This is a genomic window from Tolypothrix campylonemoides VB511288_2, from assembly GCF_045999855.1.
GTDB lineage: Bacteria > Cyanobacteriota > Cyanobacteriia > Cyanobacteriales > Nostocaceae > Scytonema > Scytonema bouteillei_A.
On record NZ_JBFPMW010000010.1, the window covers coordinates 328,741 to 344,309 of the forward strand.

14 protein-coding genes and 1 pseudogene are annotated in these 15,569 nt (G+C 41.2%); 11 read left to right on the top strand and 4 right to left on the bottom strand.

The window, feature by feature from the left end:
* Window positions 1–222 precede the first annotated feature (222 nt).
* Entirely contained in the window at window positions 223–1,461 is a 1,239-nt protein-coding gene (locus AB0756_RS27380; RefSeq protein ID WP_038089456.1) for a glycosyltransferase, read from the top strand.
* Between the two features lie 88 nt (window positions 1,462–1,549).
* Here AB0756_RS27380 and AB0756_RS27385 read toward each other — a convergent pair whose 3' ends face one another.
* Window positions 1,550–2,065, bottom strand: a complete 516-nt coding sequence (locus tag AB0756_RS27385) for a pentapeptide repeat-containing protein (RefSeq protein ID WP_038089459.1) — start codon at window positions 2,063–2,065, stop codon at window positions 1,550–1,552.
* A 16-nt stretch (window positions 2,066–2,081) separates the two neighbouring features.
* On the opposite strand from AB0756_RS27385, the gene AB0756_RS27390 reads away from it, so the two are divergent.
* On the top strand, window positions 2,082–2,600 hold the full coding sequence (locus AB0756_RS27390) for a YraN family protein (RefSeq protein ID WP_038089462.1): 519 nt from the start codon (window positions 2,082–2,084) through the stop codon (window positions 2,598–2,600).
* 104 nt (window positions 2,601–2,704) lie between these two features.
* On the opposite strand, the gene AB0756_RS27395 is transcribed toward AB0756_RS27390, so the two are convergent.
* Window positions 2,705–3,094 carry a hypothetical protein gene (locus AB0756_RS27395; RefSeq protein WP_038089465.1) on the bottom strand — a complete coding sequence of 130 codons (390 nt, stop codon included), beginning with the start codon at window positions 3,092–3,094 and terminating at the stop codon, window positions 2,705–2,707.
* Window positions 3,095–3,280: 186 nt separating this feature from the next.
* On the opposite strand from AB0756_RS27395, the gene queA reads away from it, so the two are divergent.
* Both queA and AB0756_RS27405 read left to right on the top strand, forming a co-directional pair.
* Complete coding sequence (gene queA, locus AB0756_RS27400; protein ID WP_038089468.1) at window positions 3,281–4,471, top strand: tRNA preQ1(34) S-adenosylmethionine ribosyltransferase-isomerase QueA; 1,191 nt, start codon at window positions 3,281–3,283, stop codon at window positions 4,469–4,471.
* Window positions 4,472–4,593: 122 nt separating this feature from the next.
* Complete coding sequence (locus AB0756_RS27405; protein WP_072040706.1) at window positions 4,594–5,742, top strand: tetratricopeptide repeat protein; 1,149 nt, start codon at window positions 4,594–4,596, stop codon at window positions 5,740–5,742.
* Window positions 5,743–5,862: 120 nt separating this feature from the next.
* Here the strand turns inward: AB0756_RS27405 and AB0756_RS27410 are convergent, their stop codons facing one another.
* On the bottom strand, window positions 5,863–6,558 hold the full coding sequence (locus AB0756_RS27410) for a potassium channel family protein (protein ID WP_038089471.1): 696 nt from the start codon (window positions 6,556–6,558) through the stop codon (window positions 5,863–5,865).
* A 332-nt stretch (window positions 6,559–6,890) separates the two neighbouring features.
* A complete protein-coding gene (locus AB0756_RS27415) occupies window positions 6,891–8,225 on the bottom strand; it encodes a TrkH family potassium uptake protein (RefSeq protein ID WP_038089475.1) in 1,335 nt (444 codons plus the stop codon).
* A 145-nt stretch (window positions 8,226–8,370) separates the two neighbouring features.
* On the opposite strand from AB0756_RS27415, the gene AB0756_RS27420 reads away from it, so the two are divergent.
* From AB0756_RS27420 to coaE, 7 genes and pseudogenes are all read left to right on the top strand, one after another.
* Window positions 8,371–9,213: a methyltransferase domain-containing protein gene (locus tag AB0756_RS27420; protein WP_038089478.1), complete on the top strand. Its 843-nt coding sequence runs from the start codon at window positions 8,371–8,373 to the stop codon at window positions 9,211–9,213.
* A gap of 49 nt (window positions 9,214–9,262) precedes the next feature.
* Entirely contained in the window at window positions 9,263–10,189 is a 927-nt protein-coding gene (locus AB0756_RS27425) for a homogentisate phytyltransferase (protein WP_038089481.1), read from the top strand.
* A gap of 210 nt (window positions 10,190–10,399) precedes the next feature.
* Window positions 10,400–10,996, top strand: coding sequence for a hypothetical protein (locus AB0756_RS27430; protein WP_038089484.1), 597 nt, complete (start codon window positions 10,400–10,402; stop codon window positions 10,994–10,996).
* A gap of 102 nt (window positions 10,997–11,098) precedes the next feature.
* Window positions 11,099–11,560: a tetratricopeptide repeat protein gene (locus AB0756_RS27435; protein ID WP_038089486.1), complete on the top strand. Its 462-nt coding sequence runs from the start codon at window positions 11,099–11,101 to the stop codon at window positions 11,558–11,560.
* 21 nt (window positions 11,561–11,581) lie between these two features.
* A complete protein-coding gene (gene cobA, locus AB0756_RS27440; RefSeq protein ID WP_038089489.1) occupies window positions 11,582–13,243 on the top strand; it encodes a uroporphyrinogen-III C-methyltransferase in 1,662 nt (553 codons plus the stop codon).
* A 390-nt stretch (window positions 13,244–13,633) separates the two neighbouring features.
* Window positions 13,634–14,873, top strand: a pseudogene (locus tag AB0756_RS27445) (RNA-guided endonuclease InsQ/TnpB family protein).
* A 9-nt stretch (window positions 14,874–14,882) separates the two neighbouring features.
* The gene (gene coaE, locus AB0756_RS27450; protein ID WP_050045281.1) at window positions 14,883–15,509 is read left to right on the top strand and encodes a dephospho-CoA kinase; all 627 of its coding nucleotides are present in this window, start codon (window positions 14,883–14,885) and stop codon (window positions 15,507–15,509) included.
* The last annotated feature ends 60 nt before the right edge of the window (window positions 15,510–15,569 follow it).

Below are 15,569 nucleotides of genomic sequence, written 5' to 3' on the forward strand. Positions count from 1 at the left end.
CTTTATTTTAAAAACCTCTTTGCTAGTAGAGAGGTTTTTATTGGTTTGCAGATAATATTTTAAATTTTCTCAAATCTTAGGAATTGACTTCTACGCTCTGGTGTGAGATCTGCAGTTCAAACATTTATTTAACGTCTACCCTATTCTTCTAAGATGAGAAAATGTTTGTCATTAACACAGTTGTCGATCGCTGAAGATTCAATTCCAATCAAGAGGTAAGCAATGCGAATTCTTTTTATCTCTATTCATTTTCCTGAAGATTTAAGCAAGAGTACTTTAGGTATCTATAAACGGATGTCAATGTTTATTGATGCTATTAAATTGCTCGGTCAACTTGATATGTTGTTTTTTGTACCGCCGGAAACTGACCTTTCTCCAGAAGCGATCGCGCAAACAGAAAGTGAGCTTTCCCAGCATTGGCAAACACCGCTTAATCTATTTTTATGCCCGAAGGAAGACGACAATTTTCTTCCTAAATGGAAGCAGCAGTGGGGTGGTATTTTTAGTTTTTTCCAACAGTCAGATTTCTTGGTAACGCCACAACAAATGCAAGCACTTGAACAATGCTTGAGTCGAAAGCCAGATGCTATTTTTGTGCATCGGCTTTCATCAATGAGTGCGCTTATGCAGGTGCAGCAAGATTTACCACCTATTTTTCTCGACTTAGATGATATTGAACACATTAGTTTTATACGCCAAATTCGACAGCCCCCAACTCGACTGGTTACACAACTCTATTATTTGCAAGTACCAGCGCGGTTACGTGGTGAGTTGCAAGCAATTCAGCTAGCACGTCGCACTTTTGTTTGCTCGGAACACGATCGCAATTACCTCACAGGACGTTGGGGAGTACCCGGTGTCGTCAGCATACCAAATGCGATCGCAATTCCCAATCCACAAATAATTACTTTAGAACCTACCTTAATGATGTTAGGAGGTTACAACTACTATCCCAATATCAACGCAGCCAACTTTTTAATTGAGAAAGTATGGGTTCACATTCATAAAGCTATGCCCAATGCCCGATTGATTGTTGCCGGACCTTATCCAGAAAATATTCACAGCTACAACAAAGGTGTACCTGGTGTTGAATTTGCTGGCTTTGTGGATAATTTGCCTGAACTTTATCAGCAAGCACGAGTTGTTTGTTGCCCTATCTTATCAGGAGGAGGAACACGGGTCAAAATGGTTGAAGCGGCTGCTTATGGCAAACCAATAGTTGCGACTCGTGTGGGTTCTGAGGGATTGGAATTCAAAGACGGACAAGAATTTTTGATGCGAGACAATCCCAAAGAGTTTGCCGAAGCTTGTTTGGAACTTTTGCAGAATTATGATTTGTGCGATCGCTTGGGGAGCGCTGCTCGTGCAACAGCTATGAAAAAGTACGATCGCGCCAACGTAGTTCGATTCATTCAGCAGCAAATTGAGTTTCAACTCCCCTCTTTGCGTCGCTCGTCATAGCTTAGTTTCTTTTGCTACCTTAGTAGAAGAAATTATAACTAAGCACGAGAGTGAGCTATTCTAACTCCAAGCCAGAATTTAGCTTGAACTACCGACAGAATAAAGTATCGCGAGTGTTGCGTCCTGTGGTTGGATTAGTGCCTTGCGCTACCTTACACAATTTCTCTTGCTCATCTTTACGTAGCAGTACATCAGTAAAATCTGCTCCGTCGATAATAGCACCATCAAATTTGGCATTGGCAGCAAAGGCTCCTTCTAAAACTGCGTTAGTCAAATTTGTTTTGCTCAAACGGGCTGAGTCTAAAGTCGCATTTGTGAGATCTGCACTCTCTAAATTTGCCGATTCGAGATTAGCAGCAAAAAAACTAACACCGTTTAAGTTGGTGTGACTCAAATTACTGTAACGGAGATTGGCATGAGAAAAGCTGGAATCTGTGAGGTCACGTCCAGAGAAATCTTGATTTACCAAGTTTTCTTTGTTGTAGTCAAGTGCTATTGCTTGTGGTGCAAATACCGCACAAGTTACAGGGGTTGTTATAAATACGACTGCCCAAAGCAGTATACAGACTATCCTTGCCCAAATCCGATTTCTTAACCTAGTCATCGTCAATTTTTTACTAATGGCAAACCATCCTCCATCTCATTATCCCCGTATAGGTATCGCAGGAGAAGACCTAGTTGTTAATTGGTTGGAATCTCAAGGCTGGACGATCTTGCATCGCCGATGGCGTTACTCTAGGGGAGAAATTGATATTATTGCCCAATTTAACGAAGAAGGACTAGATGCAGAAAATAGGAAAAAAGTTCTCCCCCCATCCCGCTCATCACCTCTTTTGGCATTTGTTGAAGTGAAAACACGCAGTCAACTGAATTGGGACGCAGGAGGAAGAATTGCTGTAACGCAAAGAAAACAAGCAAAACTTTGGCGTACTGCTCTTATGTTTTTGGCTAAATATCCTGAAAAAGCAAACTACTCTTGCCGATTTGATGTTGCTATTGTTGGTTATCAACAGACACCACAAGAGCCACTTACAGTGAAAAAGGCTCAAGAAAAGCAAAGGCTCTCTCTAGAGAGTAAGTATAAATTAACACTATATGAATACATTCCAGCAGCTTTTGATGTTTCGAGCAGTTGGTAGCAGGTAAAGGATAACAAACAAAAACTTTAAAATCATCAATTACCTGCTACGAGTGACTAACAACCAATCAAATAATCTGGCAGGATTGCGAACTAAAACAGCAATCATGCCAATGTTTCTGGGCAATAGCCCAAACCTCGGACAAACTGCTGTCGAAATGCCTCAATTTCCTCTTTCTCTGGATTTCCGTGAGAAACGATCGCTACTTGATAGCGGCGCATCACATCAACAGGGCATTGTCCTGCTTCCAAACTCCAAAGTGCCATTTGCACTCGCATTGGTGGCTCGTAACTAATGCCTAGTTCATTTAAGAAAGCTTGAAAATCACCATCAACTTGAGCTGAAATGCGACCCTTTAGTTTGATCCTAACCACCCAACCATCAATTTGATGAATTACGGTGACGAATGAAACGGGTATCTGGGGTCTGCCATGCAAGAATTGAACAACCCTCAGAGTTAAACTGGCATTGGCCAGGTAATACAAGTATTCCATCTTGGTGCTTGGGATCAAAGCTAACCCTACATATCTATTATTTGTAGATCGACCCCAATCCTTGCTAGGGTAGAAGCCCCCGTTTTTCCATGGGGAGGTTTACCCAATTTTGCTTGTGGAGTTTACTAGTATCCAGTAAACCGCAACCTGTGACTGCTAAAAATTTGATAAAGATGTGAACTATAAATGCAGGAACCATCAACTAGAAACAACTACGACGCTGCCTTTAACGCTAACAAGGAAGACACGGAATTAGATACTTGTTTGGCGGGGTACGACTATGAATTACCGCAAGAATTAATTGCCCAAAATCCTGTAGTGCCGAGAGATCGTTCTAGGTTGCTAGTGGTCGATCCAAAGACCGGATTGGAAGCGGCTCCCCAACATCATATTTTCTGCGATTTACCTGAGTTACTGCAATCCGGGGATTTACTCATAATGAATAATACGCGAGTCATTCCTGCGCGATTATACGGTTACAAACAAACGGGTGCAGAAATAGAGGTTTTACTTCTAGAAGAACGACAGCATAATTGCTGGTTAACTCTAGTTAAACCGGGAAAGCGTTTTAAACCTGGAACCAAGATAGTTTTTGAACCAAGAATAAAGAGCGGGGATAAGGGATGGGAAATTGGGAATAACAAAGATTTCTCCCAAGTTCCGCGCCAAATCGCAGCTACAGTTGTAGACAAAGACGAAACAACTGGAGGGCGGTTGTTGCAATTTGATTTGCCAGAAGGAACATCTCTAGTGCAATTATTAGACGTATTTGGTGAAGTTCCTCTACCACCCTACATTACAGCTTCTGAAGCTAAGAGCGAGCAGTACCAAACAGTATACGCACAACATCCGGGCGCTGTTGCAGCTCCTACAGCGGGTTTACATTTTACTCCAGAATTATTAGATCGCTTGCAACAGCGCGGTATCGAGCAAGCATTTGTGACACTGCATGTAGGAGTGGGGACATTTCGTCCTGTAGAAGTGGAAGATATAAAAACCCACAAAATGCATGAAGAATGGATTGAAGTCCCTTCCGCAACAGTAGAAAAAATCCGCATGACTCAAGCCTCTGGTGGTCGGATTATTGCTGTGGGTACAACAGTAGTACGCGCACTTGAAGGCGCAGCTTCTCAAGGAGAACTCAAACCATTTTGTGGTAAGACGGATATGTTTATCTATCCCGGCTATCAATGGCGCGTTGTTGAAGGTTTGATTACTAACTTTCATTTACCGCGTTCTAGTTTGTTAATGTTAGTGAGTGCTTTAATTGGTCGGCAAAAATTGTTAAGTGTTTATCAAGAGGCGATCGCTTCTGGTTACCGCTTTTATTCTTTCGGGGATGCCATGTTGATTTTGCCACAGATGGTGAGTGGTTAGTTGTTGGTTGTTAGTTGTTACTGGTAAAACTACTAACCACTAACAACTAACAAGTTAATTTTAAATTTTGTTCTGGGTAACCTGACTTATAAGCCTATAGCATAAATGCAGGTCTGCCAGTCATGTCTCAAAAATATCAAGTTTGTCAGTGGTTTTTCGGTTTCTTAAGAGTAGGTCTTCATCAAAATCGCCGGAAGCAAACTTTCGGGCTTCTCTTAACTCTCTCTGCTTTTTTGGCAGTCACACCATCATTGATGGTTACTTCTCAAACCAAGCTACTTGCTGAAACTTTTGTTCCTTCTCAGAATCTTGAAGCAGCAAGCTTGTTCCAGCAAGGAGTTATGCGCTACAACTACAAAGACTTTCAGGCGGCGGAGACTGCTTTGCGTCAAGCGTTACAGCGAGATCCAAATATAGCTGCTGCTTACAATTACTTAGGTAGTATCATGTTGCAGCAAAATCGCTTGGATGCAGCAGTGCAAGAGTTTAGTGAAGCAATTAGAATTAACCCCAATCTTGGCGAAGCTTACTACAACATTGGATTAGCGCTACACAAACAAGGACAGAAAGAGGCGGCTATAACTGCTTATCGTCAAGCTATAGTGATCGACCCAACCATGGCGTCTGCTTACTACAATCAGGGGTTAGCAGTGTATGAACTCGGACAAGTGGATGAAGCGATCGCTCTATACCAACAAGCCGTTAATTTAGATAGCACCAATATTAACGCTTACTCTAACTTAGCAAAAGCTTTAGAACAAAAAGGACAAACAACTGAAGCGATCGCAGCCTATCGCAAAGTTTTAGCAATCAATCCTGAAAACGCTGAAGCTTACAATAACATGGCAGGTTTGATGGCAAACCAGGGTCAAGCATTAGAAGCAATCGCTGTTTATCAGCAAGCCATTCGTCGAATTCCCAACAATGCTGAAGCATACTATAACCTTGGAGTGACTTGGTACAATCAGGGCGACTATAAGAAAGCCCATGGAGCGTTGAAATCAGCTCGCGATCGCTACCGCAAACAAGGTAACATCGAGCAGGCAAGTAAAGTAGAGCAATTGATGCAGCAAATTGTCCAACTAGCAGCATACAAAAAAACTCAGGTCGGTCAAACTCAAAATACTGCGCCTACTCAAACGCCTACTAGCACTGTAGCGGTACCCGAACAAGAAACACCAACCCCAACAGAAACTCCCACTGAACCACAAAGCAATAACGACAGTGTACCCATTCGGGTTGAAGAACCAACATTCAATTTAGGCCAATAATATTTTGGATGGGTGGATGCATGGATTGGGGAAGGTAGGGTTTTCCTCCGGAGATAGGGTAATGGGGATGATAATGTGTTGCCAGTATTTCTTCTTTGTCTTCCTTGTCCCCCTATCCCCCTAAATTGGCAAGCGATTGATATCTTTGTTGCAGCCAATAACCACCATCGCCGAACCGCGTTCAAAACGCTTGTAGGGGTCGGGGTTAATTTGAAATTTTCCATCCTGACTTACAGCAAGTAAATTCAAACCATAGCGGTTGCGAAGTTGCAGTTCCGCGATGGTTTTGCCGTGAAATTCATCAGGTACAATCACTTCTACGATACTGTTATCTGGGTCGAGGTCAAATCTATCCAAGATAGAAGGCTTAGTCAGAGTTCTTGCTAGAGCACAACCTGCTTCATATTCAGGAAAGACAACGTGGTCTGCTCCTACTTTATGTAATAGTTTGCAGTGAACTTCACTAGAAGCTTTTGCCACAACATGAGGTACACCACCCTCTTTGACATTTAATGTTGTGACTATACTTTCCTGAACGTAATTTCCAATTGCCACAATCACCGTATCAAATTCCAAAATTCCTGCTTCTTTGAGTGCTGCTGACTCTGTTGAATCTAGTTGCAAAGCATGAGCAGTTATTTGCTCCGTTAATGCTTGCGATACCCGCTTTTCGTCTATATCCGTAGCTAAGACTTCATAGCCAAACTTATGTAAAGTTGAACAGACAGAACGCCCAAAACGACCTAACCCTATAACAGCAAATTGCTGGTTGTCTTTACGCAGACTGCGAAAAAATCCCAACGATGACAAATTCACAGTTTTGATCCTTAATTAACAATGCTTTTTTTATGAGAAAAACGGCAGCATCTTAACGAGTGCAAAAATATTATGCGATCTTCTAAATCGCGACTGTACAAACAAAATCCGCCTGCGCGAACTACTTCTAGCTTGCGGAAGAGGCTTTTGTATATAGCCCCAGACTTACAGTCTGAGAATAATTTACACACTTAGGATATTCCCAGAAAAATTCGGCATAACCGAATTTTAAAGGTTTTCATTTTCTGCCCAATCAACTATATCTTATCACTCTGGTAAATTATTTATCAGGCATTGAGTATTGACTGTGAATCATCTCCCTTATGATATAACTAGCCCACAAGCAAATTTTCTTCAGGATAATGAACGTTAGTAGGACGCGGATCTCCAAGGATTGCCGACATAAGCAGCAAAACGCCAACCCTTCCTATATACATTGTAACTATGAGTATCAGTTTTGCTCCTACAGAAACACTTCCTGTAATTCCTGTAGAGAGACCTACAGTTGCAAAAGCCGATACGACTTCAAAAAGAATTTGAATAAATGATATTTTTGGATCTGTTAGTGCAATCAATATCGTAGCGAGAATGACAGTACCAATTGAGCCAATTAAAACACCAACAGCCTTTAATACTAAAGAGATTGCGACTTTTCGATCGTAGAGCAAAACTTCTTCTTTGCCTTGAAGAATTGCCTTGGTACAACTTGTAAGAACTCTCAACGTCGTTGTTTTGATACCACCTCCCGTTCCACCCGGACTGGCACCAATAAACATCAGTGCAATAGTAATAAATAACCCTGCTGTTGTCATTTTGCCTATGTCAATAGTATTAAATCCAGCAGTTCTGGGTGTCACTGATTGAAACCAAGCAACTAATAATTTATCCGGAAAACTGAGGTTACTAAATGTTGCGGGATTTCTAAGTTCCACAAAGAAAAATGCAATAGCTCCCAAAATTAAAAGAACCAGAGTTGTACTCACTGCTACCTTAAAATCTAAAGAAAACAGGAGTTTTAGTTGTCGTTTTTGCCAAGTATCGCGCAGCCAAACAAAAGCTTCTAAAATGACTTGATAGCCGATGCCCCCAAAAATAATTAACCCGCTGACAACAAAAACGACTAAAACCGATGATTGATATTTGATTAAGTTATCTGGAAACAAACTAAAACCTGCATTGTTCCAAGAATTAATACTGTGGAAAATCGATAGCCAAAGCCCTTTACTCCAGCCATAATCTGGAACAAAAGCAGGTAGCAGTAAAAATATTCCAGTGATTTCAAAAATTAAGGTAGTGGCAATGATGGAACGAATTATTTGGACGCTTCCTTGCATTCCCGGTCGATCTAAGGCTTGTTGGATAGCGATTTTTTGTCGCAATTCAAATCTCCGACCGATCAACAAAATGAGAAAGGTTGTGGTGGTCATGTAGCCCAAACCCCCAATTTGGACCAAAAGAGCCATAAAAAATTGACCCCAAAAGGAAAAGTAAGTACCCGTATCAACAACCCCCAAACCTGTAACGCAAACTGCTGAAGTAGAAGTAAATAAGGCTACAATCGGGTCATTCCAATGACCGCTACTGGTCGAAAAAGGCATCATCAGTAGGATAGTTCCTACGCTGATGACTGCTAGAAATCCCAAACAAATTTTTTGAGAAACAGTCATATAGATGTAAAATTCGCAACACCCTAGGTAGTAGAGTTGAATCACTCTTACCTAGATGTAAAAACACATTAACCTAATTTAAATAAAAACACACATGGTAGCCTACGAATGTGTCTAAATTTTTGTCTTATCACTGCTTTTCTTCATGAGTGCAACACTTTACCAGCAAATTCAGCAGTTTTACGATGCTTCTTCCGGGTTGTGGGAACAAATCTGGGGAGAACATATGCACCACGGCTACTATGGTGCAGATGGCAAGGTGAAAAAAGATCGCCGTCAAGCACAAATCGACTTAATTGAAGAACTACTGAACTGGGCTGGAGTTCAAAAAGCTGAAAATATACTAGACGTAGGATGTGGAATTGGTGGAAGTTCGCTATATCTAGCAGAGAAGTTTCACGCTAAGGCTACAGGAATCACTTTAAGCCCGGTGCAAGCAGCAAGAGCAACACAACGCGCCCAAGAGTTAAATTTGGGTTCTCAAGCTCATTTTCAGGTTGCAGATGCTCAAGCAATGCCTTTTGAGGGCAATTCCTTTGATTTGGTTTGGGCGCTAGAAAGTGGCGAGCATATGCCTGATAAAACTAAGTTTATGCAGGAGTGCAAGAGGGTGCTAAAACCTGGTGGAATATTCATTATGGTGACTTGGTGCCATCGATCTATTGCCAGTTCACCACTCACAGTAGATGAGGAAAAGCATTTGGCGGAAATTTATCGAGTTTACTGCTTGCCTTACGTTATTTCTTTACCAGAGTATGAGAATATTGCCTGCAAACTCGGTTTGCAAAATATTCGTACTGCAGATTGGTCAAAGGCTGTTGCACCATTTTGGGACACGGTGATTGATTCAGCGTTTTCTCCACAAGCGATTTGGGGTTTGCTACTTTCGGGTTGGACAACAATCCAAGCTGCGCTGTCTTTAGGTTTAATGCGTCGGGGTTACGAACGTGGATTAGTTCGATTTGGTTTGTTGTGTGGAACGAAATAACGAACTTGTACTCCCACGCTTGCGTAAGACACAGAGAGAGGAGGTTTTGATGAATCAGATTTCGCAACGACGGTTTAAGGACAGCTGGCTTTACAGTTTTTGGAAGTTTTCACGTCCTCACACGATTATTGGTACAAGTTTAAGTGTTTTAGGTTTGTATCTCATTGCAATTTCCCCACTCTCCGATTCCCCCACTTCCCCCCTTCCACTCTTAGGAGCATGGATTGCTTGTCTGTGTGGCAATGTTTATATTGTGGGATTGAATCAACTCGAAGACGTGGCAATTGATAAAATTAATAAGCCCCATTTGCCTATTGCCGCTGGAGAATTTTCCATGCAAACAGGTAAGTGGATTGTTGGCATAACTGGTATTTTGGCACTGTTGTTATCAGTTATCCAAGGACCTTTTTTATTTGGAGTTGTCGCTGTTAGTTTAGCCATTGGTACGGCTTACTCTGTACCACCTATCCGCTTAAAGCGATTTCCTTTTTGGGCGGCGGTTTGCATTTTTTCAGTGCGTGGGGCAATAGTTAACTTAGGGTTGTTTTTACACTTTAGTTGGGTTTTGCAAAAAAATCAGTTGATTCCTTCTAAGGTGTGGGTTTTGACATTGTTTATTTTGGTTTTTGCTTTTGCGATCGCAATCTTTAAAGATATTCCCGATATCGAAGGAGATCTTCTGTACAACATCAAAACTTTCACGATTAAACTTGGCAAACAAGCCGTTTTTTATCTTGCAATTTGGGTCTTGACTCTATGTTACATGGGAATGATTTTGGTAAGCTTATTTAAGCTAGCAGAAGTCAACTCAATTTTCCTAATTTTGACACAATTAGTTGCCTTAATTTGGATGTGGTGGCAGAGTCAAAAAGTTAACTTGCAGGAAAAAAGCGACATTGCTCGATTTTATCAGTTTATTTGGAAGCTGTTTTTCGTGGAATATTTAATTTTCCCCATTGCTTGTCTTTTAGCGTGAACGTATAACAGCAACCAGTGACCAAATATAGATTGGGGAATATTCACCGTTCTCTCGTTCCCAGGCATAGCCTGGGAATGCAATCTGTGAGGCACAGCCTCGCATTTCTAGCTAAGTACAAGAGGCAGTCCCAATGCAAAAATTTCACCATCGGATCTGTTGCAAACATTTTTTGAATTGGTATGATTTTTAGAATGGAAGGGTAAGACCATGCCTTACAGCCAGTTTGATATTGAATCAATTCGAGAAAAATTTCATATTAATTTAATAGAAAAAGTTGGTAAATTTGAAGATGTTCCAGAAATTACTTACAGCAATTACTTAGCTGAAACTCTTCGCTTTAATACACCAATAGCCTTAGCAATTAATTCAGAAAAATCCCGTTCGGAAATGATTATTACACCGATTTTATTAGAATTAAAGCGATTGTACCCTCAAAAAGTTAGTTTATTTTCTGGTAAAGATTTTATCGTTGACGTAGAAAAAGGTTTAAATGGTTTTTGTGATTTTCTTATCAGTCGTTCTCCAGAACAATTAGTTATTACATCACCAGTTATTGCAGTAGTAGAGGCAAAAAATGAGAATATTGAATCAGGTTTAGGACAGTGTATGGCAGAAATGATTGCATCTCAGATTTTCAATCAGCAAAAAGGCAAGCAGGTTTCTCAAATAATCGGTGCTGTCACTACCGGAAGTAGTTGGAAGTTTATGCAGTTAAGAGAAACAACAATAGAAATTGATTTAAACGAATATTTTTTGAACCAAGTTAGTAAAATTTTAGGAATTCTCAGTTTGGGATTGGAATAAAATAGAACTTTTGTCAAAAATCTCAATACTAAAACCCTTATCAATGACAAATGACATTTGTGACCATCTACTTATTATGTTTTACATTGAGGAATTAAGATAATGTTTGACAATATTCAACCTAGTTCTGTCTTTGCTGTATTTGCCGTTATTTCGAGTCTTGCATTGCTTGGCTATTTTTCTTGGAAAACCTTAATTACTGCCAATCTTTTCCAGAAAGGAGTCACGCTTTACCAGCAAGAAAATTACAAAAATGCAGAAGCAGCTTTTCGCCAAGTTATTGCTATCAATTCAACAAATGATGTGGTTCATCTACTGTTAGGTGATACTTTAATGCAGCAAGGAAGAGTCGAAGAAGCAACCCAACAATTTCAAGATGTCATTAACCGCGCACCAAAAAAAGTCGATGCTTATTTGCGGCTATCCAACGCTTTGATGCGGCTAGAAAGAAAAGAGTCAGCCATTGCTACGCTGGAACAAGCCAGAGATTTACTCCAAGCACAGCGTCAATCGCAAAAATTAGCAGAAGTTAATCGCATTCTGGAAAAACTAAAGAAGGTTTAAAATATAAAAATTGTAAGACTCATGAATAAACCAAAAGGCAAAGTCTATCTTGTGGGTGCTGGACCTGGAGATATTGCCTATCTAACACTCAAAGCCTGCAAACTTTTATCGATCGCTGAAGTACTGATTTACGATGCTCTGGTAGATACAGAGTTATTGCAGCACCTACCACAAGATTGTTTGCAAGTTAATGTAGGAAAACGAGGCGGTCAACCCAGTACACCTCAAACCGAAATTAACAACCTACTCGTGAAGTATTGCCAACTGGGACGACAAGTTGTACGCCTCAAGTCAGGAGATCCGTTTATTTTTGGTCGCAGTACTTCTGAAATTGAAGCATTAAAAGCTGCTGATTGCGCTTTTGAAGTTATACCGGGAATTTCCTCAGCCCTTGCAGCCCCTTTATTGGCTGGAATTCCCCTAACAGATCCAGTGATGAGCCGATGTTTTGCTGTCTTAACAGCTCATGAACCAGATGCTTTAGACTGGGAAGCTTTATCGCGCTTGGAAACGCTTGTCATTTTAATGGGCGCTCAGCAATTAGGTGAAATTATACACCGACTTGTGCGGCAAGGGCGATCGCGTACAACACCGATTGCCATTATCCAATGGGCAGCTACTCCTCAACAACAAATTTGGACAGGTACGTTAGAAAATATACTCGAGCAAACCTCTGGTGTCTCGCTTTCACCAGCTGCGATCGTTATTGGTCAAGTTGTAGAGCTGCGCCCGTACTTGGAACCAAAGAACATATATATAGAGGAATTTTTATTCTCCAACGCCCCGCATCTTGAAACTATGGACGCAAACCTCCCCCCATCTCCTCCTCTCCCCCTCTCCCCCTCTCTTCCCCTGACAGGTAAAACCGTTCTTGTAACACGCGCCGCCGGACAATCCAGCCAATTTACACAAGCCCTGACCTCACAGGGTGCAACCGTTATTGAAATGCCAACGATAGAAATTGTTCCGCCCTCAAGTTGGGAAGGTTTGGATAATGCTATTTCACAGATATCTAGCTTTGATTGGTTGATTCTCACTTCTACCAATGGGGTGGACTATTTTTTTGAACGGTTGTTTGCCCAAAATAAAGATGCTCGGACTTTATCTGACCTTAAAATTGCCGTTGTTGGAGAAAAGACAGCCCAAAGCCTCAAACAACGCTGTCTCCAAGCTGATTTTATCCCTCCCAACTTTGTGGCAGATTCCTTAATAGAAAACTTTCCTGAAGAACTTGCGGGTAAAAAAGTTTTATTTCCCAGAGTAGAAACCGGTGGACGGGAAATTTTGGTGCAGGAATTAACTGCAAAAGGAGCACTTGTTGTAGAAGTAGCGGCTTATCAATCTCGCTGTCCGGAGAATGTCCCGCCCCCAGCAGAGATAGCACTTCAGAATGGAACTGTGGATGTGATTACCTTTACCAGTTCTAAAACAGTACAATTTTTTTATCAACTGATACAAAAAGTATTCTCTAAGAATTCTCAAGAAGATTTATCATTTGCTTTACCCGAAGTGTCAAGCCATCAGTCAATCGCAAAATCCATAGAGAAAGTCTGTATTGCTTCCATTGGTCCCCAAACCTCCAAAACTTGTCGTTCTTTATTTGGAAGAGTAGATGTTGAAGCAGAGGAATATACTTTGGAAGGCTTAACACAAGCACTCATAAAATGGTCAATAAATTCTTAAACAAACGGTAGAAATAACCTGAGAAAAGTTTTGGGCGAATATAATTCGCTACTACACAAACTAAGTCCGCCTGCGCGGACTTACGAAAAATCAAGATATTAAAACCCACGTAGGCGGTGAGACCAGTGCTACAGGAAGGTTTCCCGCGCCCTGACAACTGGCGTATAGCTCTGCGGATTTAACTTATACGCCGTAAGTCCCCCACGCTCATTTGGGACTCCAAATCAGTGGCGGGATATAAGGCGGGCGACGACGATTGCATATTTCTGGCTCATGTAAGCCGCAGGCTTGAAGGACAAAGGTGTATGAGGAGTCGCCAATTATTTTCTTGATAGTTTTTACTGAAAATAGTATATAATAGTAACAGGTCGATGTTTGGGAGATGTTTAGATGAGACGACAAGCTGTAAAAGTCAGACTGTACCCTACCGATAAACAAGTTCAAGTACTTGCACAACACTTTGGTTGTGCGAGATGGTGGTGGAATTATGGGTTGAATAAATGTATTGAAACTTATCAGGCAACTGGCAAAGGCTTGTCGCAATCAGGACTCAATTCTCTATTGCCTGCCCTCAAAAAAGATCAACAGACTCAATGGTTAGGAGAATGTTACTCACAGGTTTTGCAATCTGTGAGTTTGAATCTGAGTCGTGCATATCAAAACTTTTTTGAGGGGAGAGGGAAATATCCACGATTCAAATCAATTCACCACCGTCAATCTATTCAGTATCCACAGAAGGTAGAACAAATCAATGACTGTTTGAAGTTTCCTGGGAAATTAGGTGTTGTCAAAGCAAAGATACATCGACCTGTTGATGGAACTATCAAAACTGTCACTGTCAGTAAATGCCCATCCGGCAAGTACTACGCTTCTGTGCTGATGGAGTACTCGGTTGATTATCCCACATCAAAGACTGATGGTCAGGTGATTGGGATTGATTTAGGTATTGTGGATTTTGCTGTTACCTACGATGGCAAAAAGATTTCCAAATATCCAAATCCAAAACATCTCGCTAAATATGAAAAGAAATTAGCCAAGAAACAACGCATTGCTGCTCGCAAGGTCAAAGGTAGTAATCGTCGTAGAAAAGCCACAAAAATTGTAGCTAAGGTATACGAACAAATTAGCAATGTCCGCCAAGACTACTTACACAAATTATCTCGATTGATTGTAGACAACAATCAAGTTGTAGTCGTTGAAAACCTGAACGTCAAGGGCATGGTTCGCAACCACAAACTGGCAAAAGCAATATCTGATACGGGATGGGGGACTTTTACCAATTTCTTAGCCTACAAGCTGGAAAAAGAAGGCAAGGTTTTGGTAGAAATCAACAGATGGTTCCCTAGTTCCAAGCTTTGCTCTCATTGTCATTACCAAATCAACGAGTTACCGTTAGATATCAGAACTTGGGTTTGTCCTAGTTGTGGTACTCATCATCACAGAGATGGTAATGCCGCGACGAACATTAGAGCCGAAGGTATCAGAATGCTGTCCTCCTCTGGGACGGGGGAGGAAGATCGCCAATGGAGAGGAAGTCAGACCAATTCGAGGGCGTAAGCCTAAGATGCGGCATTCCTCCGTGAAGTTGGAAGCCAACACTGTACCCGGTACTCCGGTTCAGTGTGGGTAGTTCACATAGATGATTAAACGTATTATTGGATTAACTGGTGGGATAGCGACAGGCAAAACGACTGTTGCTAATTATTTGGCGAGTGTTTACAAGATACCTGTTTTAGATGCCGATATTTATGCTAGAGATGCGGTATCTATAGGGTCGCCAATTCTTCAGGCGATCGCTGAGCGTTATGGAGAAGACATTTTACTGGCAGATGGTAGCCTCAACCGCCAGCAACTGGGTGAGATAATTTTTAACAATCGAGAGGAACGCAACTGGGTAGAGAGTTCGATCCATCCTTACGTGCGCGATCGCTTCTTGCAAGAAATAGCTGCATCTCCTGCACAAACACTAGTCTTAGTTGTGCCTTTACTCTTTGAAGCAAGAATGACAGATTTAGTAACAGAAATTTGGGTTGTTAGTTGTTCTGAAGAACAGCAATTAGAAAGATTGATGCAACGAAATAATTTAACCTTAGAACAAGCAAAAGCTAGGATTCAGAGCCAAATGCCAATTTCAGAGAAAGTCGCCAAGGCAAATGTGGTTTTAGATAACTCTTCTACCTTAGAAATGCTCATAGAACAGGTGGATAAAGCCTGCGAATATGATGCGCGACTATACAAACAAAGTCCGCGCAAGCGGACTATATGAAAAATCAAATTTTAAAACCCACGTAGGTGGGTTTTGCCTGTATAGCCAAATTCTATTCAC